Genomic DNA, 22558 nt, shown 5'->3' on the forward strand with positions numbered 1-22558 from the left:
AGTTAATCATGGTGAGTTTAGAGAAGAACGATCGTGTAATGTTGGCGCGCCAGCTGCCATTGAAATCTGTTGCCCTAATCCTGGCCGGCGGCCGCGGCACGCGTCTAAAAGATTTAACGAACAAACGCGCCAAACCAGCCGTCCACTTTGGTGGGAAGTTCCGCATCATCGATTTTGCCTTATCTAATTGTCTGAACTCCGGGATTCGCCGTATCGGCGTGATCACTCAGTATCAGTCCCATACGCTGGTGCAGCATATTCAGCGCGGCTGGTCACTGTTTAGCGAAGAGATGAACGAATTTGTCGATCTGCTGCCAGCTCAACAGCGTATGAAGGGCGAAAACTGGTATCGCGGCACGGCAGACGCGGTGACCCAGAACCTGGATATTATTCGTCGCTATAAAGCGGAATATGTCGTCATCCTGGCAGGCGATCATATCTATAAGCAGGACTACTCGCGTATGTTGATCGATCACGTTGAAAAGGGCGCGCGTTGCACGGTGGCCTGTATGCCGGTGCCGATCAAAGAAGCGACGGCGTTCGGCGTGATGGCGGTCGATGAAAGCGACAAGATTATTGATTTTGTCGAAAAACCGGCGAATCCCCCCGCAATGCCTGGTGACGCCAGCAAATCGCTGGCCAGTATGGGCATTTACGTTTTTGACGCCGATTACCTGTATGAATTGCTGGCGGCAGACGATAAAGATGACGCTTCCAGCCACGATTTCGGTAAAGACATTATCCCCAAAATCACCCGCGAAGGTATGGCTTACGCGCATCCTTTCCCGCTCTCCTGCGTGCAGTCCGATCCACAAGCCGAACCGTACTGGCGCGATGTAGGTACGCTGGAAGCTTACTGGAAGGCGAACCTGGATTTAGCCTCGGTGACGCCGGAGCTGGATATGTATGACCAGAACTGGCCTATCCGTACGCATATGGAATCGCTACCGCCTGCGAAATTCGTGCAGGACCGCTCCGGTAGCCACGGTATGACGCTGAACTCGCTGGTCTCCGGCGGCTGCATTATCTCCGGTTCGGTGGTGGTGCAATCTGTGCTCTTCCCACGGGTGAGAATAAATTCTTTTTGTAATATTGATTCGGCAGTGTTGTTACCTGAGGTTTGGGTAGGGCGCTCCTGCCGTTTACGTCGCTGTGTTATTGACCGTGCCTGTATTATCCCGGAAGGCATGGTGATTGGTGAAAATGCGGAAGAGGACGCTCGTCGTTTCTACCGTTCAGAAGAAGGTATTGTACTGGTCACGCGTGAAATGCTGCGCAAACTGCAGGTCAAACAGGAGCGATAATGCAGGTTTTACATGTATGTTCAGAGATGTTCCCCCTGCTGAAGACTGGGGGGCTGGCGGATGTGATAGGCGCGTTGCCTGCGGCACAAATTGCGGATGGTGTTGATGTTCGCGTTCTGCTTCCAGGATTTCCCGATATCCGTCGGGGGATATCCGACGCGCATGTGGTGAGCCGCCGCGATACTTTCGCAGGTAAGATATCGCTGCTGTTCGGGCATTATAACGGCGTGGGCATTTATCTGATCGACGCGCCGCATCTGTACGAGCGTCCAGGCAGTCCCTATCACGATACGAATTTATATGCCTATACCGATAACGTGCTGCGCTTTGCCCTGTTAGGGTGGGTCGGCTGTGAAATGGCCTGCGGACTTGATCCATTCTGGCGCTCCGACGTGGTGCACGCCCATGACTGGCACGCCGGGCTGGCGCCCGCCTATCTGGCGGCGCGCGGGCGGCCGGCGAAATCGGTCTTTACCGTACACAACCTGGCCTATCAAGGCATGTTTTATGCAAAGCATATGGATGACATCGAACTGCCGTGGTCATTCTTTAATATGCATGGGCTGGAGTTCAACGGACAACTCTCCTTTTTGAAGGCCGGTTTGTACTATGCCGACCATATAACGGCGGTGAGCCCGACCTATGCGCGTGAAATTACTGAACCGCAGTTTGCTTATGGTATGGAAGGCCTGCTGCGTCAGCGTCATCTGGAAGGGCGCTTGTCCGGCATACTGAACGGCGTGGATGAGAAGATCTGGAACCCGGAATCCGATCTGCTGCTGGCGTCGCGCTACACGCGCGATACCCTGGAAGAGAAGGCGGAAAACAAACGTCAGCTACAAATTGCGATGGGGTTGAAGGTTAACGACAAAGTGCCGCTGTTCGCCGTGGTAAGCCGTCTGACCAACCAGAAAGGTCTGGATCTGGTGCTGGAGGCGTTACCGGGGCTGCTGGAGCAGGGCGGGCAGTTGGCGCTACTCGGCGCGGGCGATCCGGTGCTTCAGGAAGGGTTCCTCGCGGCGGCGGCGGAACACCCAGGGCAGGTTGGCGTACAGATCGGCTATCACGAAGCTTTCTCGCATCGCATTATGGGGGGCGCGGACGTTATTCTGGTGCCCAGTCGTTTCGAACCGTGCGGCTTAACGCAGTTATATGGCTTAAAGTATGGCACGCTGCCTCTGGTGCGGCGTACCGGGGGGTTGGCCGATACGGTCTCCGACAGTTCGCTGGAAAATCTGGCGGACGGTATCGCCAGCGGTTTTGTCTTCGAAGACAGTAACGCCTGGTCGTTGCTACGCGCGATTCGGCGTGCTTTTGTGTTGTGGTCACGGCCTTCGCTTTGGCGGTTTGTACAACGGCAGGCGATGGCGATGGATTTTAGCTGGCAAGTTGCCGCGAAATCATACCGCGAGCTGTACTATCGCTTGAAATAGTCATCCAGGAATCATTTATATGAATGCTCCGTTTACTTATGCATCGCCCACTCTCAGCGTTGAGGCGCTTAAGCATTCTATTGCCTATAAGCTGATGTTTACGATTGGTAAAGACCCGGTCATTGCCAATAAACACGAATGGCTGAACGCCACGTTGTTCGCGGTGCGCGATCGTCTGGTGGAGCGCTGGCTGCGTTCTAATCGAGCCCAATTATCGCAGGAAACCCGGCAGGTTTATTACCTGTCGATGGAGTTTTTGATTGGTCGTACTCTCTCTAACGCGCTGCTCTCGTTGGGCATTTATGACGACGTTAAAGGCGCGCTGGAGGCCATGGGCTTAGATCTCGAAGAGCTGATCGATGAAGAGAATGACCCAGGGCTTGGCAACGGCGGCTTAGGACGGCTGGCGGCTTGCTTCCTGGACTCGCTGGCGACGCTAGGATTACCGGGCCGCGGGTACGGCATTCGCTACGATTACGGCATGTTTAAGCAGAATATTGTCGACGGGCGGCAAAAAGAGTCTCCGGATTACTGGCTGGAATATGGCAACCCGTGGGAGTTCAAGCGCCACAATACGCGCTATAAGGTGCTTTTTGGCGGGCGCATTCAGCAGGAAGGTAAAAAAGCGCGCTGGATTGAGACGGAAGAGATTCTGGCCGTCGCGTATGATCAGATCATCCCCGGTTACGACACCGACGCCACTAACACACTGCGGCTGTGGAATGCGCAGGCCAGTAGTGAAATCAACCTCGGTAAATTCAACCAGGGCGACTACTTTGCGGCGGTGGAAGATAAAAACCACTCTGAGAACGTTTCACGGGTGCTCTATCCGGACGATTCCACCTATTCCGGACGAGAGCTACGCCTGCGTCAGGAGTATTTTCTGGTCTCGGCGACGGTGCAGGATATCCTGCACCGTCATTATCAACTGCATAAAACCTATGAGAATCTGGCGGATAAAATCGCCATTCACCTCAATGATACGCATCCGGTGCTGTCAATTCCGGAGCTGATGCGCCTGCTGATTGATGAACATAAATTTAGCTGGGACGACGCGTTTGAGGTGTGCTGTCAGGTCTTCTCTTACACCAACCATACGTTGATGAGCGAGGCGCTGGAAACCTGGCCCGTCGATATGCTGGGGAAAATTCTGCCCCGTCACCTGCAGATTATCTTCGAGATTAACGACTATTTCCTGAAAACGTTGCAGGAGCAATATCCCAACGATACCAGCCTGCTTGGACGCGCGTCGATTATTGATGAGTCGAACGGCCGCCGGGTACGGATGGCCTGGCTGGCGGTGGTGGTCAGCCATAAAGTCAACGGCGTTTCTGAACTCCATTCCAACCTGATGGTGCAGTCGCTGTTCGCGGATTTTGCGAAGATTTTTCCGACCCGTTTTTGTAACGTCACTAACGGCGTTACGCCGCGCCGCTGGCTGGCGCTGGCAAACCCGCCGCTGTCTGACGTGCTGGATGAGAATATTGGTCGTACCTGGCGTACCGATCTTAGTCAGCTCAGCGAGCTGAAGCAGCATTGTGATTATCCGCTGGTCAATCATGCGGTGCGTCAGGCGAAGCTGGAAAATAAAAAACGGCTGGCGGTAGTGATAGCGCAGCAGCTTAATGTGGTGGTTAACCCGAAGGCGCTGTTTGACGTGCAGATCAAGCGTATTCACGAGTACAAACGTCAGCTGATGAACGTGCTGCATGTCATTACCCGCTATAACCGCATTAAAGAAAATCCGGAGGCCGACTGGGTGCCGCGGGTGAATATTTTTGCCGGTAAGGCGGCTTCCGCCTATTACATGGCAAAACACATTATTCATCTGATCAACGACGTGGCGAAAGTGATTAACAACGATCCGCAGATTGGCGACAAGCTGAAAGTAGTGTTTATCCCGAACTACAGCGTCAGCCTGGCGCAGGTGATCATTCCCGCTGCCGACCTGTCTGAGCAGATTTCGCTGGCAGGGACAGAAGCTTCCGGCACCAGTAATATGAAATTTGCCCTGAACGGCGCGCTCACCATTGGTACGCTGGATGGCGCGAACGTAGAGATGCAGGAGCATGTCGGCGAGGAGAATATCTTTATCTTCGGTAATACTGCCGAAGAGGTGGAAGCATTGCGCAGGCAGGGTTATAAGCCTCGCGACTATTATGAAAAAGATGAAGAGCTACATCAGGTACTGACGCAGATTGGTAGCGGCGTCTTTAATCCGGAAGAGCCAGGCCGTTACCGCGATCTGGTAGATTCGCTGATTAACTTTGGCGATCACTATCAGGTGCTGGCGGACTACCGCAGCTACGTGGACTGCCAGGATAAGGTGGATGAGTTGTATCGTCGCCCGGAAGAGTGGACGACGAAAGCGATGCTCAACATTGCCAATATGGGCTACTTCTCATCGGACAGAACCATCAAAGAGTATGCCGAAAATATCTGGCATATTGATCCGGTGCGGTTGTAGCGGTTTAACGCTTGAGAACGGGGCCAAACGGCCCCGTTTTTTATCGTGGTATATTCGGGGGGTATGCCGATATTCGTCTGCTGAATCTGTTAGCGGCACTTGGTCTCTGTCATGGAAAAAGGGTTGAGTACTGGTGTATAGTATTAGCAGAAAAATCCATAATTAATTGATAATAATATGAAAAAGATTACGACATCTATTCCGGCTCTCGATAAAATTATGCGCGTATTTGCTTACCTTCTGGAGTGCGATGGCGCAACGTTTACCCAGATCCATCAAAATTCAGGGATTGCGAAAAGCAGTACCTCATCTTTGCTCAACGGCATGGTGGAGCATGGGTTATTACGCCAGGAAAAAGACAAGTATTATCTGGGGCTACGCCTGTATGAATTAGGTAATAAAGCGGCGGAACAGTATGACATTAAAAAAATCGCGTTACCGATTCTTGAAGAGATTCGCGATAACACCGGCCTGACCTGCCATCTTGGCGTTCTGGAGGGCGATGCCCCCATTTATCTTCTGAAAGTCGAAAGCCCACAGGCTATTGTGATTCGAAGCTGGGAGGGCAAGCGCCTCTCATTACATAGCTCAGGGCTGGGGAAGGTGCTGATTGCATGGCTTAGCGGGGAAGAGCTGGAGGAGTTGCTGCCTCCAGATCAGATATTAACGCGTTTTACGGATACGACGATCACAGATGTGAATATCCTTAAGCAGGAGTTAGCAGGAATTCGCCGTCGCGGCTGGGGTTATGATAACGAAGAAGACTCCCTTGGCGTGCGCTGCATTGCGGTGCCGGTATTCAATACGCAGGGGAAAGTGATCGCCGCCCTGAGCGTATCCGGCGTTACGTTCCAGATCCCCGATGATAAACGCGAGTCGCTTGCTACGCTGATGATGGATGCCAGCCGTAGCCTGACGCGTCTGATGTGCTGAAATAAAAAGACATAGCGGGCAAGAAGCCCGCTTTCGTCATCGCTTAAAGTCCCGCACGCTGTAAGATCTGCTTCAAATTCGAAATATGTTCTTCATTTGCCGGCAAAACGGGGGGCATTACATGAGTTGAAATATCGACTCCGCTAAGCTGAATTGCCTTTTTGATTATCCCGAAGAAAGGTGAATCCAGGCTGTAAATAGTGGAAAGCGCGGACAGCCTGCGCTGTAATCCGAACATGGTCTCATACTCTTTTTCACACCACGCGCGGTAGATCCCGCAGGTTAGCTGCGGCGCAAAGTTCGCTGTCGCTGGGATCCCGCCGTTGCCGCCTAAGATAAGCGTATCCATCATATATTCATCATAGCCGGAGAAAATAACGAAGTCCGGACGCACTGGCCTGACATTATTGATGATTTCACGAATATGGCTGATATTATCAACGGTATCCTTAATGCCGATAATATTGGGGTGATCTTGCGCCAACCGGGTAATTAAATCAACGCTAAGGTCCTGTCCCGTCAATGCTGGAAAGTTGTAGAGAATCACCGGGCTTTTTATGTTATTAGCCACGGTTTTGAAATGATGATAAATATACTCATCGGTCAATCTGGCATAGTAGGGATTGAGTACCAGCACGGCATCGACTTCGAGTCGGTCGGCATGCTGACCATACTCAATCACTTCCTGCGTGCTGGTGCTGCTAATACCTAATAGTACTGGAATACGGCGGTTAATATGACGGACGCAAAACTCTGCGGTTTCCAGACGCAGCGCATTGGTCATATGGCAAAATTCCCCTCCACTGCCCAGCAGTAATACGCCATTGACCTTGCTTGCAATAAGATGATCCAGCAAGGTTGCCATGCCGACTTTATCTAACTCTCCCTGCGCATTAACAATGGTCGGAACTGGCGGAAATACGCCGTGAAATTTCGTAATCTGAGTCATGTATTGATCCTTAAAACAGGCGAGCCGTAGCCCGCCAGGGATATTATTTAAGCCAGGCTCCGGCCATTAATGATGTTGCATTAGCGGTGAACTGTTTAAAGACGCCGCGACGGTTTGAATAATCAGGTTTCTTCCAGCTTGCTCGACGCTCTTCAAGACAGCGGCGTATTTCCTCTTCTGTTTTAGGCATCCCGTCGATCCCTACAATATTGAGCTTGCGGCCTTTCACATCCATTTCGATTAAATCACCATCTTCCACCAGGGCAATCGGCCCGCCATCAGCGGCTTCTGGCGAGACGTGTCCGACACATGGCCCGCTGGTCGCTCCAGAGAAACGACCGTCGGTAATCAATGCGACTTTTCCGTCGAGGCGTTTGTCATACACGATGGCATCGGTTGTCATCAGCATTTCCGGTGCGCCAGAGCCTTTTGCGCCTTCGTAGCGAATGAAAATGACGTCGCCGGGTTCGATATGGTTATGGATGATGGCCTGCTGAGCGTCTTCTTCGGAGTTAAAGACCCGAGCAGGACCGGTATGGTGGTGCATATCCGGCGCACAGGCCGCGTATTTAATGACCGCTCCTTCAGGCGCGATGTTGCCTTTCAGTACCGCAATCGACCCTTTTTTGGTGGCATTTTCTGGTTTACGGATCACCTCCTCCGGACTGACTTTGTAATTGTTGAGGTAACCGTGGTTGCGGGTAAAGAAGCCAGATTGATGGAGCATTTCCAGGTTGTCGCCGAGCGTACGGCCAGTCACGGTAAGAACATCAAGATCCAGATAATCGCGCAGATACCATTGCACCATTGGCACGCCGCCAGCGAACCACATCATTTCGGTAACGTATTCACCGCTGGGCTGAATATTGGTCAGATAAGGGATTTCGTTATTGATCCGATCAAACAGTTCGGGCTTCAGCTCCCATCCAAGTTCATGAGCGATGGCCGGAAGGTGGATCATCGCATTGGTGCTGCCACCAATAGCAGCATGGACTTTGATAGCATTTTCAAACGCCGCAGGAGTCAGGATCTTATGGGTGGTGATATTTTTCTCCGCCAGATACAGCGCCTGGTGGCCTGCAGTTCTGGCAACGCGGCGAATTTCCGCCAGGGTCGATGGCAGCAAAGCGCTGCCTGGCAGGGCCAGCCCCAATGCCTCCGACATGCACTGCATGGTACTGGCCGTTCCCATAAACTGGCAGGCTCCGGCGGTGGGGCAACCGCATTGCTGCATGGCTTCCACTTGCTGAATGCCGATTTCGCCTTTCTTCAACTTAGCAGTGATCCCGCCGAGGTCAGAAGTACTCATATTCGGTGCCGGACGCATAGAACCGCCAGGAATATGCAGCAGCGGCAGGTTCAGGCGTGCGGCGGCAATCAGATGCGCCGGGATAGATTTATCGCAGCTTGAGATCAGAATACCGGCATCATAAGGCACCACTGAGGCATGAATTTCGACCATGTTGGCAATAGCTTCTCGAGATGCCAGTATGTAGTTCATCCCATCGTGGCCCTGACCCCAGCCGTCGCAGATATCCGTTACATGGTGACGGACCGCGCGACCGCCGCTTTCATGAACACCCAGCACGGCTTCATCGCCCAGTTGGTTAAGATGGAAACTGCCCGGATGACTTTCGCCATAGCAATCATCCACCAGGACCTGCAGTTTATTGACATCTTCTTTGCTGTAATTCATTCCAAGACGCAGGGCGTCGAGCTGCGACCACAGGTCGCGAGCATGTTGACATTTTTGGCTCATTTGGCGATTCCTTCCTGTTTAAGTGACGCACCCGGCGTCGAGGTGTTAGGTGTGTTGCTGCTACCTGCAGGACGAGCGGTAACAGAAGGTAAGCTGAAAAGCAGTCCAACGGCGATAAGCAGGGCGGCAACCAGTACGGTCATTCCTGCTGTTTGCGAGAACGTCACCGTTAACAGCCCGACGAGGTACGGACCGATAAAGCCGCCAATGTTGCCCAGGGCGTTGATCGTGCCGCGCACGCCGCCCAGAACGTTGGGGGCGAAGAGTAATGGCGGCAGCGTCCAGAATGGACCGGCATAGGCTTGCAGGAAGAACCCGCAAATAACCATCATGCCGTAGGCGAGCCAGACGTTATCTTTCAGTAATAAGGAGAGGGCGAGACAGACCGCGAAACCCAGCAGAGGAATAGCCGTGTAAAGGCGGCGATTCATCGTTTTATCACACCATTTGGCGATGTAATACTGACCGATAATGCACAGAACGTAAGGTGCCGCGGTGAGTACCCCAACGATGGTCATGCCGCTGCCGGTCAGGTGTTTAATCAGATTTGGCATCCATAGCGCGAAGCCATAGAAGCCGACCTGTACGAAGAAATAGATACCGACAAGCTTCCACAGGTTGATGCTTTTTAATACGCCGCGAATGCTGCTTTGCTCTCCGCCAATACTCAACGCGCGATCGGCCAGCAATTTTTGTTCGATCCAGGCGCGCTCTTTCGGATCCAGCCACTTTGCCTGATGCGGGTGATCGGAAACCAAAGGTAGCCAGACAAAGAGCAGTCCCAGAGAGAGCAAGCCTTCGATGATAAACATCTCCCGCCAGCCGTAGGTTTCAATAAGCCAGCCGGAAAGCGGCCCGGTAATAATAGAAGCGACGGCCAGGTTCATCTGGAAATAGGCGATAGCCCTGGCGCGCTCCTCATTTGGGAACCAGTGGCCAATCAGCGCCAGAATGGCGGGATACACAGCACCTTCCGCCACGCCGAGCACAAAGCGGATAATCAACAACTGCGTCGGTGTCTGAACAAAACCGGTCAGCAGGGCAAAGCCCCCCCAGGCGACGATTGTCCAGGCAATTAACTTTTTGGCGCTTAGCCGCTCGGCTATCTGACCGCCGGGAATTTGCAGGAAGATATAACCAATAAAGAAGATCCCGGCGACCAGACCGGCAAAAGAAGCCGTCATGCCTAAATCTTCATCCATGCCGCCTGCTATCCCAATGGCGATATTGGTCCTGTCCATATAGGCCACGATATAAACGAGGATCGTGGCTGGAATAATATGCAGCCAGCGCCCTCGTGTGGTCGGTTTCTCTATTTCAATGCTCATCATTGCATCCCTTTAGTATCAAAAATGTGTTCTGTATATGGAACTGCTGTTCTGCATATTGACACTATGCCGACGTATTCATACAGCGTCAATTCCATACTCTAAGGAAGGTTATATTTTGTGATTTGCTTCAAAAATGAACGGAGATAAGGTGAGAAAGAGCGGATAACCCAATGGAAACTGCTCATCGGTCTAATACATAGCCAAAATTGTGCGCTGCCTCACAGGATAAGATTATGCTCTCACCTGGTCATTGTGCGTTCAGAGTAAACAGCATTAAATTCTTTATGTGGAATTTGTGTTCTGTATATTGAACTTTAATGCTTTTTAAGGAGAAACAATGGTTACTACCGCGATCTTTCCGTCACGATATGTTCAGGGTAAAGGAGCGTTGACAACGCATCTCCCGCAGGAATTGGCCGCACTCGGTCATAAGGCGCTGATTTTGCAGGATCCTGTTGTTCACAACACCTACCGGGATACAGTTGCAACAGCACTGCACGGGGTGATTGAATTTGATATCGAAGTGTTCAGTAGCGAGTGCAGTGATGAGGAAATTGCTCGCATCTCCGCACGCGCGCAGGAAATTGGCGCCGATGTGATTGTTGGTATGGGGGGCGGGAAAACCCTGGATACGGCAAAAGCAACCGGCGCCAGCCTGCGGCTGCCTATTGCCGTGGTTCCTACTCTGGCCTCAACGGATGCGCCGTGCAGTTCACTGGTTGTTATCTATACGCCAGAAGGGAAATTCAAACGCTACCTGATGATTCCACGTAACCCGACGCTTGTGCTGGTGGACAGCAGTATTATTGCTGCCGCGCCGGTACGCTTTTTGGTTTCCGGGATAGGCGATGCGCTGGCAACCTGGTTTGAAGCGGAAGATTGCCGCATCAAAGGGGCCGGCAATATGACCACCAGGCCAGGACCGATGACCGCATTTGAGCTGGCGCGCTTTTGCTACACCACCTTAATGCGCTATGGACGCCTGGCGAAACTTGCCTGTGAACAACATCAGGTTACTCCGGCGCTCGAACATGTTATCGAAGCGAATACGCTATTATCCGGGCTTGGTTTTGAAAGCGGTGGGCTGGCGGCGGCGCACGCCATTCATAACGGTCTGACAGTACTGCCCGCCACGCACAAATACTGGCATGGGGAAAAGGTTGCGTTTGGCACGCTGGCAATGCTTATGCTCACCGATAGAGCGCCTGAGCTTATCGAGGAGGTTTATCAATTTTGTGAAGATATAGGCTTGCCCACCACGCTGGCGGATATTGGTCTGGCTGGCGTTAGCGTTGATGAACTGCTGGCCGTTGCCAGGGCGTCTTGTCAAACTGGGGAAACGATGCACAACGAGCCGTTTACCATTACGCCGGAGGCTGTGCAGGCGGCATTGCGGGCCGCCGATGCTGTTGGGCAGGCGCGGAAAAAGATCGATCTTGCAGGTTAATGTGAGCCTGTAAATAAAAAACGGCAGCCGGAACTTTCAACTTCTGTCTGCCGCTATCGTGAATGTTTTAACGTCGCGATTTCAGAAAAATGCATGGGGGGTGCTCAGGACTACCGGGTTTATACTTCCGCTATCGCAGGGATTAGCGGATAGAAAAATGAAAAATGCTAATTGGCTTTTTTTGTCAATCATAATGGCGTTTATCGGCGTGCCGCTGCTGGTGAACATTATTACGATTATCGTGGGGGGAATGTGGGCGTGCATTAGCGTTCTTGAAAATAGTATCCCCGTCGCGCAATCTATTGAGAAGGCGACCATTATCCCGGTAGCGCTTCTGGGCGCAGGGTTAATTTTTCTTTGTGGCCGGATATGGGGAAAGGGAAATGCATCAGAGGTAAATCCAGAATGGCGTGATTGCTGCCTGCTTATGCCCGCTCTGGTGGTGCTGATGGGGTGGGTCATCCTGATGTTTCTCACCGATCTTAATATTCGCGCGATAGGGCGTAAACCCATCGCCCAGGTAGTGCAAACGCTTTGGTTAGTACCCAGCGTAATATCCTTTTTCAATGGCTGGGTATGGGCAGTGTTGCTCATCCCGGTTGGCTCGCAGCTCTGTTTTGCATTAGGGTATGGAGGTGCGCGTTGGGGAGTGCTACGCGGCGGTGCGGGCTACACTTGTCGTAATCTGCTGGTGATTTGCCTGCTGTTTTTCGGGAGCTGTGCCGTATACCAGTCACATCTTTATGCCGTGAAGTATCCCGCTCCCGAGAGCAGTGAATATCTTTATTTCCGCGATTATCAGGCGCACACATGGGGCAACAAGCTAACCGGGCTGCGCGATGAACCGACACTTCTGCTCACCCAAAATTGGCCGCGGCTCGATGGCGCAACGGCTGGCTTGCCGTTATACGCCTCGGCTTTTTATGCGCTTACGCGCTTTCCGGATGATATCTGCCCTGAAGACTACCTTGAAAACCAGGGAACCATTGAAGCCTATCAAAATATCCTTAACGGCAATGCCGATCTTATTTTTGTCGCCCAGCCTTCCACTGCTCAAAAGCAATTGGCCGAGGCCAGTGGCGTAAAACTGGTTTACACCCCCTTTGCACGTGAAGCGTTTGTGTTTATCGTCAACCAAAACAATCCCGTGTCATCGTTGAGTGATGTACAAATTCGCGGCATTTTTAGCGGAAGAATCACCCACTGGAATGAGGTAGGCGGAGAGGCAATCGACATTAAGCCCTGGCAGCGACCGGAAAACTCTGGCAGCCAAACGGCGATGCTGGCGAAGGTAATGAAAGAAACAAAGCTGATGCCAGCGCAAACAACATCAGTGGCAACCGCGATGGGGGAAATGGTGGATATCGTGGCTGAGTATCGCAATACGCACAACGCCATTGGCTATACCTTTCGTTATTACGCTACGCAGATGCACAGCAATAAAGAGATTAAATTACTGGCGATAAACGATGTTGCGCCGACGGTTGAAAATATTCGTAACGGCAGTTACCCGTACACGGTTGATGTTTATATGGTCACCCGTGAACACCCCACAGCGGAAACACAAAAGCTGGTGGACTGGTTTCTAAGCCCGCAGGGGCAGCAGTTGGTGCAGGATGTGGGATATGTGCCGCTGTATCCGGCCGCGAAATAAAGGGACTAAATGGAAGATGTTAAATTATATGTGGAACGGGTAGGCGTAGACCCGGCCAGCGGCGCTGATATTCGTATTGCACGGCGTGAATCCACTTCGTGGCATAAAGATATTGTTGCTGAGCTGATTAATCAGGTCCTCCGGTGTGGCGCAGCATTAATCATCGTCGCTGTGCTGACCGCCTGCGATGATCGCCAGGTAAGCTATTTTCCTGATTATGCCGCTATACCCGAGCAATCCGGTATCTGGACCTGGCTACCTGTGTTCTTTCCATCTTCCGCCAGTGAAATAGAAATGACGTTTAACCTGGACAGCAATCTTTTTTATGCTGACTTTAGCGTGGCCGACGGTGATAAACGCGCGCATTTTGAAAGCGTGCTGGGGGAGGAGAGCGTGGTTCATTATGCCAACTTTCCTCATAAAAGCTGGTGTAAAACGGGGAAAACTCTCTGGAATAGCGAAGCGCGGGCAAAACCCTTCTTTATTACCAAAATAAGTGTCGATCGCTACCGTATTACTAATCATATGCCCGGCTGTACAAAATCCGGCGAGTGAATGCGGTATGTGGCGAAAAAGGGCGGTATAAACCGCCCCGGATTTTATTACGACGCCAGTGAAAGTTGGTGTTTCTCAACATACGCCGCCAGCCACTGGGTGATGCGGGACTGCTGTTCGGCGGTCAGCCACATGCCTTCTTTGGTGCGACGCCAGATAGCATCTTCAGTACGGCGCACCCATTCGTGATCCACCAGGTACTTGAGTTCCGCTTCGTAAAACTCATGACCGAAATCTTCGCCTAAATCAAGCAGCGACGTGGCTTCGCCGAGAATCCACTCCGTGTTGCTGCCGTAAGTGCGCGAATAGTGGCGCGCCAGCGATTCCGTCAGGAACGGATAACGACGACGCAGCTTCGCCGCGTAATCTTCGCGGCTGCCGTCGATGTCGCCGCCGGGCAGTACGCACGTTTTGGTCCATGCCGGCCCGATGCCTGGATAATAAGACGCCAGTTTTTCCATCGCATGTTCGGCCAGCTTACGGTAGGTCGTGAGCTTACCGCCAAACACGGAAAGCAGCGGCGCTTTGCCGTTTTCATCATGAATATCAAGGGTATAATCGCGAGTGATCGCCTGCGGTGAGTCGGACTCATCATCGCACAGCGGACGGACGCCGGAGTACGTCCAGACGATGTCATCGCGCCCCAGTTGTTTCTGGAAGTGCGCGTTATAGACCTTCAACAGGTAATTAATTTCGCTCTCTTCAATTTTTACCGCTTTCGGATCGCCTTTATATTCGACATCGGTTGTGCCAATGATCGAAAACTCTTCCATCCACGGAATGACAAAGACGATACGCTTATCTTCGTTTTGCAGAATATACGCCTGCTTCTGATTATGGACGCGCGGCACGACGATATGGCTGCCTTTGATCAGGCGGATGCCATACGGTGACGGCAGGTGCATCCCTTCGTCGAAGAACTGTTTGACCCACGGTCCGGTGGCGTTAACCAGTCCGCGCGCCTGCCAGACATATTTTTTACCGGTGTCGATATCTTCCGCTTCGACAATCCACAGGCCATTTTCCCGACGAGCGGCGGTTGCGCGAGTACGGGTAAGGACTTCGCCGCCTTTACGCACCACCATCTGTGCGTTAGCCAGCACCAGACGCGCATCGTCTACCCAGCAGTCGGAATATTCGAATCCGCGCACGATTTCCGGTTTGAGCACCGAATCTGCGCCAAACCGCACACCGGTGGAACCGGGTAAACTGGTACGTTTGCCGAGGTGATCGTACATAAACAGACCGATACGGATCATCCAGGCCGGACGTAAATGCGGGCGGTGCGGCAGACGAAAACGCATCGGGAAGGCGATGTGCGGCGCCATTTTCAACAGCACTTCACGTTCTGCCAGCGCTTCGCTGACCAGACGGAACTCGTAGTGCTCAAGGTAGCGTAAGCCGCCGTGGATAAGTTTCGAACTGGCGGAAGAGGTTGCGCAGGCCAAATCCTGCGCTTCCAGCATGAGTACGGACAAACCGCGTCCGGCGGCATCAGCCGCGATGCCTGCACCGTTAATGCCCCCGCCTATCACGATCAGATCTTTGGTTTCCATGCTGCCCTCTTGCACTTTCGTTAAAGTTCAAAAATGTTCGTTATAGAACATAATAGCAAAGAAACGCGCTATTGGTAACATCGAAAAAACATTTTAGAGTGATATGTATAACATTATGGCGTTAAGCTACTCCGTCAACGTACACTGGGCGATAAAATGCCTTAATTGGCTTCACCGGCAATAATGAAAGAGCGATTCATGGAACAATTTGAATGTATCACTGTAGAAGAGGCGTATCAGAAACTGCACCAGGGCGCGGCGGTGCTGGTCGATATTCGCGATCCGCAAAGTTATGCCATGGGTCATGCGCCGCAGGCGTTTCACTTGACTAACGATACGCTGGGCGCGTTTATGCGTGAGCATGGTTTCGATACCGCCGTGATGGTAATGTGCTATCACGGCAACAGTAGTAAAGGCGCCGCGCAGTATCTGCTCCAGCAAGGCTATGATGCGGTTTACAGCATTGACGGCGGGTTTGAGGCCTGGCATCGCCGTTTCCCTGCCGATGTCGCGAATGGCGCGTAATCCCATAAAGATGCAGCCTCCGACGAGAAGGGTATATATACTGTCTTCTTTTGTATGGACTAAGCGACAGCAATAATGTTGATGATTACTTCCTTTGCGAATCCTCGCGTGGCGCAGGCATTTGTTGATTACATGGCCACCCAGGGCGTCATTCTTACTATTCAGCAACATAATCAAAGCGATATCTGGCTGGCGGATGAATCGCAGGCTGAACGTGTGCGGGTCGAGCTGGCGCGGTTTATAGAAAATCCCGGCGATCCGCGTTATCTGGCGGCTAGCTGGCAGTCCGGGCAGACTAACAGCGGGCTACGCTACCGCCGTTTTCCCTTTCTCGCCACGCTGCGTGAACGAGCCGGCCCTGTTACCTGGATCGTGATGCTCGCCTGCGTGCTGGTCTATATCGCGATGAGTCTCATCGGCGATCAGACGGTGATGGTATGGCTGGCGTGGCCGTTCGATCCGGTTTTAAAATTTGAAGTCTGGCGCTACTTCACCCATATCTTTATGCACTTCTCACTGATGCATATTCTTTTTAACCTGCTGTGGTGGTGGTATCTCGGCGGGGCGGTAGAGAAGCGCCTGGGCAGCGGTAAATTAATCGTCATTACGGTGATAAGCGCGCTGCTAAGCGGCTATGTACAGCAGAAATTTAGCGGCCCGTGGTTTGGCGGGCTGTCTGGCGTCGTCTATGCGCTGATGGGCTACGTGTGGCTGCGTGGAGAGCGCGATCCGCAAAGCGGAATTTACCTCCAGCGCGGCTTAATTATTTTTGCATTATTGTGGATAGTCGCTGGTTGGTTTGACTGGTTTGGCATGTCTATGGCGAACGGCGCGCACATCGCCGGGCTTATCGTCGGTTTAGCGATGGCCTTTGTTGATACGCTGAATGCGCGAAAACGAACGTGAGGCGTATCCGGCCTGTGGTCGAGATATTTTTCCAGGCCGGGTAGGGCGAATGCCGCTATCCGGCGCAAGGTTGGTTACTTTCAGAGATTATTCATGAAACAAACACAACGGCATGACGCGATCATTGAACTGGTAAAAAAACAGGGGTACGTCAGTACGGAAGAGCTGGTGGAGCATTTTTCTGTCAGCCCGCAAACCATTCGTCGGGATCTTAACGATCTGGCGGAACAGAATATGATTTTGCGCCACCACGGCGGCGCGGCGTTGCCCTCCAGCTCGGTGAACACGCCGTGGCACGATCGTAAGGCGACGCAAACGGAAGAAAAAGAGCGCATCGCTCGCAAAGTCGCGGCCCAGATTCCCAATGGTTCAACGCTGTTTATTGATATCGGCACGACGCCGGAAGCCGTAGCGCACGCCCTGTTAGGGCACAGTAATTTGCGGATCGTGACCAACAATTTGAACGTAGCGAACACGCTAATGGCGAAAGAGGATTTTCGTATTATCCTCGCCGGCGGCGAACTCCGCAGCCGCGACGGCGGCATTATTGGCGAAGCGACGCAGGACTTTATCGCCCAGTTCCGTCTCGATTTCGGCATTCTCGGTATTAGCGGTATTGATAGCGACGGCTCGTTGCTGGAATTTGACTACCATGAGGTACGCACCAAGCGCGCGATTATCGAAAATTCGCGCCACGTGATGCTGGTGGTGGATCACTCTAAATTTGGCCGTAACGCGATGGTAAACATGGGCAGTATTAGTATGGTCGATGCGGTCTACACCGATACCCTGCCGCCGCCGGGCGTGATGCAGGTGTTGACGGAGAACCATATCCAACTGGAGCTGTGTTAATTCTGTAAAACGTCCCACGTCAGACCAAAACGCGCCAGGTATTTACGCAGCCGGTCAGCGTCATTCACCGTGGCTTTCCCCTGACGGGAAACGTTGAATAGCTGCCGCCCGGCGTCGGAAAGGGTTTTCGCCTGGCGGCAGATGGCAACGACGTTTTCCAGTTGCATACGGTCAAACAGATCCAGCGCCGTTGCGTCAATGCCCGGCAATCCGTCGAGCGCGGAGGGGCGATGGTCATTCCAGCTATAGCGCAAACGCGCGATTTCATCGTCTACCGTTTCGACCGTGATTCGCCCGTTGTCCGCCAGCGTCGCCATGCGGGTGACGCTGGCGGAGAGTTCGCGGAAGTTACCGCGCCAGGCGGCCTGCGGCGAGGTGGCGAAGCTCAGCCAGGCGCGGCGCGCTTCGGTATTAAAACGCACGCTGTCGCCGGTTAGCGCCGCGTGGCGTTCCAGTTCGTAGTCAAGGTTTGGTTCAATATCTTCCTGGCGCTGACGCAGGCCTGGTAGTTCGAAGGTCCAGAGATTAATGCGCGCGTACAGGTCTTCGCGGAATGTCCCTTCCGCTACTCGCTGGCGCAGGTCGCGCACCGTGCCGGCAATCAACTGGAAATCGCTGCTGACCTGCTGGTCGCTGCCGAAAGGGTAAAAGCGTTTTTCTTCAATGGCTTTCAGCAACATGGCCTGTTCATCCGCGCCCAGTTCTCCCACTTCGTCAAGAAACAACATGCCGCCGTCGGCGCTGCGCAGCAGTCCCGCACGTTCCTCTCTCGCGCCGGTAAACGCCCCCTTAACGTGGCCGAACAGCGCCGACATCGCCGTGTCGCCGCGCAGGGTGGCGCAGTTCACTTCGACAAACGGGCCGCTGAACTGGTGGCGGGCCAGTTTTAGTTCATAGACGCGACGGGCGAGAAACGACTTGCCCGCGCCGGTCGGGCCGTTGAGCAGGATTGGCGAACGGGAGCGCATCGCGACGCGCTCAATTTGCTCAATCATCCGGTTGAAACACGGGTTGCGGGTTGCAATGCCGGACTTCAGGAAGTTGAGCGTCTCCTCCCGCTCCTGGGCGAAGCGGGTGGCGATGTCATTGTAGCGGCTGAGGTCGAGGTCAATAATCGTCACGTCGCCCGTGCTATGCGGTTTATCTTTTTTGCGCGGCGGCGAGGTCTGCGCTAATCGCGCCGGTAGATAGCGCGCCTCCGCCAGCAGGAACCAGCAGATCTGCGCGACGTGGGTGCCGGTGGTGATATGAATCAGATAGTCTTCATCTTCGGGATGAAAGGTATGGCTGCGGGCGAAATCGTGCAGGCAGGCGTAAACCTCTTCGAAGTCCCACGGGTTGCGGATCGCGATTTCTACGCCGACGACGTCCGTTTCCGGCGAGACGCTGGCGATATCCTTCTTTAATCCTTCAAACAGCGAGCGAGAGCGGGCATCGTACAGCAGTTCCAGGCGGTGAACGACCAGCGTCTCCTGCTGGCACAGACACAAAGTAGGGCGCCATTTTTCCCAACGCTGACTGCCGCGTCCTGCATAGTCGAGCACCGTGCCGACAAAATCAAAGGCCACCGTTTTTCGCATCTTAGATTTCCTTCTAAAAGACGAGATAATTTTATCGCTTTTTAATGGCTGCCGTGCAGGCATTTTTCTTTCATCTGAATACCAAAGAAATAAATTTTTTAAAAATCAATAAATTATAAAATAATTTATTTTCTGGCACGCTGGTTGCAATAACTCTGGCATGGAGAATAACGGAAATGGGAAAAACAAATGGCTAATCCACTTTTGTTCCGTTCGCTGTTAAGGGACGCGCCGCTGGCCAACGCCAGCAATCAGCAAGGCGCAGCGGCCTTTGCCTTCACCCCGCGCCATAAACTGGCGCAAATGGTGATGACCGGCTGCATGAACGAGACTTTTTATGCCAGCGGCCAGGCGCAGCTAAATGATGTTCTGGCGACGGCGAAAGATCTCGACGATCTGTTTTTAGCGCAACTGGCGATTTATGGCCGCGAACGCGGGATGATGAAGGATATGCCCGCGCTGTTGACCGCCATTCTGGCGGCGCGTGGTTCGGTGCTGCTGCCGGTAGTATTTGCGCGGGTGATCAACAATGGCCGGATGCTGCGTAACTTTGTGCAAATGTTACGCAGCGGCGTGACCGGGCGGCGCTCGCTGGGGACGCGGCCAAAGAAGCTGGTGCAGCGTTGGTTGCAGAACGCCAGCGAAGAGCGTTTATTGCAGGCATCGGTGGGCAATGCGCCGTCGCTGGCGGATATCGTCAAAATGGTGCACCCACGGCCGCAAGCGGCGTGGCAGGAAGCCTTCTTCGCCTGGCTGATTGGTAAGCCGTGCGATAAGACGCAACTGCCGGAAAAAACGCGCGCGCTGCTGGCGTTTCGTGAAGGCGACATGGGCGCGGCCTTACCCGATGTGCCGTTTTTACTGCTGACCAACGCGCCGCTGAGTCGCGAACAGTGGGCACAACTGGCGCAGCGGATGAGTTGGCAAACGTTGCGGATGAATTTGAATACGCTGGCGCGTCATGACGTGTTTGAGAATACAACGCTTGCCGCCAGCGTGGCGCAGCGGCTGGCGGACAGAGCGCAGGTGCGCCAGTCCTGGGTTTATCCTTATCAGTTGCTGTCGGCGTGGAGCAATCTGCAAAGCGGCGTGCCGCAGGTTATTCGCGAGGCTTTAGCGCAGGCGATGGAGTACGCGCTGGAGAACATTCCGCCGTTTCACGGCAATGTGGTGGTCTGCCCGGACGTGTCGGGGTCGATGAAGTCGTCGATAACCGGCTATCGCAAGGGGGCGACCAGTAAGATCCGCTGCGTGGACGTTGCCGGGCTGATCGCCGCCGCCGTGCTGCGTAATCATCCGCAGGCCCGCGTGCTGCCGTTTGAATGCGATGTGGTTGACGTGCAGCTTGATGCGCGCCAGTCGGTTATGCACAACGCGCAAAAGCTGGCGGCGGTTGGCGGCGGCGGCACCAACTGCTCCGCGCCGCTGCGTAGGTTGTTGAACGAGCGGGCGCGGGTGGATCTGGTGATTATGGTGTCGGATAACGAATCGTGGGTTGATAAGTCGCGCCATGGCTCAACGGCCACCATGGAATGCTGGATCGAACTGAAAAAGCGCAACCCGCAGGCGCGCCTGGTGTGTATCGATCTGCTGCCTTACGGTACCACCCAGGCGGCGGAACGAAGCGATATTTTGAACGTCGGCGGCTTCAGCGACGAGGTGTTTACGGTGATAGATAACTTTGTTAACGGTCGCTATGGCAGCGCGCACTGGCTGGAAGAGATTGAAGCCGTGACGCTGTAAAGAGTATTCAGCGCGGCGCGAATGCTGGCCGGGATTACATCTTTCCCGATGCGTATCATCCCGGCTATGAATTTGTCGCGCAACGCTGAAGGCACGAATGCTGGTGGATCTACACCTTGTATGGCCAGACGCAGGTTCGAACCCTGCCGGGGCTTAGCCCTGTAGCTCAACGGTAGAGCGGGTGATTCACCTTAACTTGTCGTGCCACCCTATTTTGGCGAATGCCTGTGGATCTACATTTGTTGCGGGTTCGAGACCCGTCAGAGCCCGGCTCTGTAGCTCAATGGTAGAGCGGTGTATTCACATAAACTTGTCGCCACCCTAATGATTAAAACGAGAAAAAAATGATGAATTACGAATTGATGACCACCCAGAACGCACCGGTAAAAATGTGGACCAAAGGCGTACCGGTAGAAGACGATGCCCGTCAGCAACTGATTAATACGGCGAAAATGCCGTTTATTTTCAAACATATTGCCGTTATGCCGGATGTGCATTTGGGGAAAGGATCGACCATCGGTAGCGTGATCCCGACGAAAGGGGCGATTATTCCGGCGGCGGTGGGCGTGGATATCGGTTGTGGAATGAACGCGCTGCGTACCAGCTTAACGGCGGCCGATCTGCCGGAAAATCTGGCGGAGCTGCGTAGCGCCATAGAGGCCGCTGTGCCTCACGGGCGTACCACCGGACGCGGGCGTCGCGATGTGGGCGCATGGGGAAACCCGCCCGCCAACGTTGATGAAAAATGGGCGCAGCTGGAAGCGGGATATCAGTGGTTAACGCAAAAATATCCGCGCTTTTTGAATACCAATAACTATAAGCACCTGGGAACATTGGGAACCGGTAACCACTTTATTGAGATCTGTCTGGATGCAACCGATCGGGTATGGATCATGCTGCACTCCGGTTCGCGCGGGATCGGTAACGCCATCGGCACCTATTTTATCGGCCTGGCGCAGCAAGAAATGCAGGAGCAGTTAGAAACGCTGCCGTCCCGCGATCTGGCGTATTTTAATGAAGGAAGCGAATATTTTGATGATTACCTGAAAGCGGTACACTGGGCGCAGCAATTCGCCAGCCTGAACCGCGAGGCGATGATGGAAAACGCGCTGGCGGCGCTCCAGAGCTGCGTGGAAAAACCGATCGCCCTCGATATGGACGAGATCAACTGCCACCATAACTATGTGCAAAAAGAGCAGCACTTTGGCGAAGAGATCTATGTGACGCGTAAAGGGGCTGTTTCGGCGCGGCGCGGTGAGTTCGGTATCATTCCCGGTTCGATGGGGGCGAAAAGCTTTATCGTGCGCGGGCTGGGTAACGAAGAGTCGTTCTGTTCGTGCAGCCACGGCGCCGGACGTGTGATGAGCCGAACGAAAGCGAAGAAACTGTTTAGCGTTGACGATCAGATTCGCGCCACCGCGCATGTCGAATGCCGTAAAGATGCGGACGTGATCGACGAGATCCCAATGGCGTATAAAGATATTGATGCGGTGATGGCGGCGCAGTCTGACCTGGTGGAAATCATGTACGCCCTGCGGCAGGTGGTGTGCGTTAAAGGATAGAA

At 53.4% G+C, this 22558-nt stretch carries 17 protein-coding genes; 12 read left to right on the plus strand and 5 right to left on the minus strand.

Annotated features, from left to right (window positions below; all coding sequences use genetic code 11):
* Window positions 1–8: 8 nt before the first annotated feature.
* The 4 genes from glgC to J4728_RS15660 all read left to right on the plus strand — a co-directional run bounded on the left by glgC (window position 9) and on the right by J4728_RS15660 (window position 6137).
* The gene (glgC, locus tag J4728_RS15645) at window positions 9–1304 is read left to right on the plus strand and encodes a glucose-1-phosphate adenylyltransferase (RefSeq protein WP_000253995.1); all 1296 of its coding nucleotides are present in this window, start codon (window positions 9–11) and stop codon (window positions 1302–1304) included.
* Entirely contained in the window at window positions 1304–2737 is a 1434-nt protein-coding gene (glgA, locus tag J4728_RS15650) for a glycogen synthase GlgA (RefSeq protein WP_208212028.1), read from the plus strand. The genes glgC and glgA overlap by 1 nt, the downstream gene beginning before the upstream one ends.
* A 19-nt stretch (window positions 2738–2756) precedes the next feature.
* Window positions 2757–5204 (plus strand): glycogen phosphorylase, encoded by a 2448-nt coding sequence (gene glgP, locus J4728_RS15655; RefSeq protein WP_000993424.1) that lies wholly within the window; start codon window positions 2757–2759, stop codon window positions 5202–5204.
* A gap of 177 nt (window positions 5205–5381) precedes the next feature.
* Entirely contained in the window at window positions 5382–6137 is a 756-nt protein-coding gene (locus tag J4728_RS15660) for an IclR family transcriptional regulator (RefSeq protein ID WP_000724553.1), read from the plus strand.
* 43 nt (window positions 6138–6180) lie between these two features.
* Here J4728_RS15660 and J4728_RS15665 read toward each other — a convergent pair whose 3' ends face one another.
* From J4728_RS15665 to J4728_RS15675, 3 genes are read right to left on the minus strand one after another with little or no spacing between them, the layout of a single operon-like run.
* Window positions 6181–7086: a dihydrodipicolinate synthase family protein gene (locus J4728_RS15665; RefSeq protein ID WP_000192193.1), complete on the minus strand. Its 906-nt coding sequence runs from the start codon at window positions 7084–7086 to the stop codon at window positions 6181–6183.
* 43 nt (window positions 7087–7129) lie between these two features.
* Window positions 7130–8845, minus strand: coding sequence for a dihydroxy-acid dehydratase (ilvD, locus tag J4728_RS15670; RefSeq protein ID WP_000078494.1), 1716 nt, complete (start codon window positions 8843–8845; stop codon window positions 7130–7132).
* On the minus strand, window positions 8842–10176 hold the full coding sequence (locus tag J4728_RS15675) for an MFS transporter (RefSeq protein ID WP_001518078.1): 1335 nt from the start codon (window positions 10174–10176) through the stop codon (window positions 8842–8844). The genes ilvD and J4728_RS15675 overlap by 4 nt, the downstream gene beginning before the upstream one ends.
* Before the next feature lie 337 nt (window positions 10177–10513).
* Here J4728_RS15675 and J4728_RS15680 point away from each other — a divergent pair, with 337 nt between their 5' ends.
* The 3 genes from J4728_RS15680 (at window position 10514) to J4728_RS15690 (ending at window position 13832) form a co-directional block, all read left to right on the plus strand.
* On the plus strand, window positions 10514–11623 hold the full coding sequence (locus tag J4728_RS15680; RefSeq protein ID WP_208212030.1) for a glycerol dehydrogenase: 1110 nt from the start codon (window positions 10514–10516) through the stop codon (window positions 11621–11623).
* A gap of 157 nt (window positions 11624–11780) precedes the next feature.
* Window positions 11781–13277 carry a PstS family phosphate ABC transporter substrate-binding protein gene (locus J4728_RS15685; RefSeq protein WP_243771292.1) on the plus strand — a complete coding sequence of 499 codons (1497 nt, stop codon included), beginning with the start codon at window positions 11781–11783 and terminating at the stop codon, window positions 13275–13277.
* Between the two features lie 9 nt (window positions 13278–13286).
* Window positions 13287–13832: a hypothetical protein gene (locus tag J4728_RS15690; RefSeq protein WP_000390367.1), complete on the plus strand. Its 546-nt coding sequence runs from the start codon at window positions 13287–13289 to the stop codon at window positions 13830–13832.
* A gap of 47 nt (window positions 13833–13879) precedes the next feature.
* Here J4728_RS15690 and glpD read toward each other — a convergent pair whose 3' ends face one another.
* Window positions 13880–15388: a glycerol-3-phosphate dehydrogenase gene (gene glpD, locus J4728_RS15695; RefSeq protein ID WP_000448178.1), complete on the minus strand. Its 1509-nt coding sequence runs from the start codon at window positions 15386–15388 to the stop codon at window positions 13880–13882.
* Window positions 15389–15586: 198 nt separating this feature from the next.
* Between glpD and glpE the strand changes: the two genes are divergently transcribed.
* From glpE to J4728_RS15710, 3 genes are all read left to right on the plus strand, one after another.
* Window positions 15587–15913, plus strand: coding sequence for a thiosulfate sulfurtransferase GlpE (gene glpE, locus J4728_RS15700; RefSeq protein ID WP_000434523.1), 327 nt, complete (start codon window positions 15587–15589; stop codon window positions 15911–15913).
* 75 nt (window positions 15914–15988) lie between these two features.
* On the plus strand, window positions 15989–16819 hold the full coding sequence (gene glpG / locus J4728_RS15705; RefSeq protein ID WP_000928702.1) for a rhomboid family intramembrane serine protease GlpG: 831 nt from the start codon (window positions 15989–15991) through the stop codon (window positions 16817–16819).
* 93 nt (window positions 16820–16912) lie between these two features.
* Window positions 16913–17671 carry a DeoR/GlpR family transcriptional regulator gene (locus J4728_RS15710; RefSeq protein ID WP_000815085.1) on the plus strand — a complete coding sequence of 253 codons (759 nt, stop codon included), beginning with the start codon at window positions 16913–16915 and terminating at the stop codon, window positions 17669–17671.
* On the opposite strand, the gene rtcR is transcribed toward J4728_RS15710, so the two are convergent.
* The gene (gene rtcR, locus J4728_RS15715) at window positions 17668–19251 is read right to left on the minus strand and encodes an RNA repair transcriptional activator RtcR (protein WP_208212032.1); all 1584 of its coding nucleotides are present in this window, start codon (window positions 19249–19251) and stop codon (window positions 17668–17670) included. The two genes, J4728_RS15710 and rtcR, sit on opposite strands and share 4 nt — an antisense overlap.
* Before the next feature lie 189 nt (window positions 19252–19440).
* Between rtcR and J4728_RS15720 the strand changes: the two genes are divergently transcribed.
* Entirely contained in the window at window positions 19441–20994 is a 1554-nt protein-coding gene (locus J4728_RS15720) for a TROVE domain-containing protein (RefSeq protein WP_208212034.1), read from the plus strand.
* Window positions 20995–21341: 347 nt separating this feature from the next.
* Window positions 21342–22556, plus strand: coding sequence for an RNA-splicing ligase RtcB (gene rtcB, locus J4728_RS15725; RefSeq protein WP_208212054.1), 1215 nt, complete (start codon window positions 21342–21344; stop codon window positions 22554–22556).
* Window positions 22557–22558 lie beyond the last annotated feature (2 nt).

It is taken from the genome of Salmonella sp. 32070601201500089SM, from assembly GCF_017573605.1.
Taxonomy (GTDB): Bacteria; Pseudomonadota; Gammaproteobacteria; order Enterobacterales; family Enterobacteriaceae; genus Salmonella; species Salmonella enterica.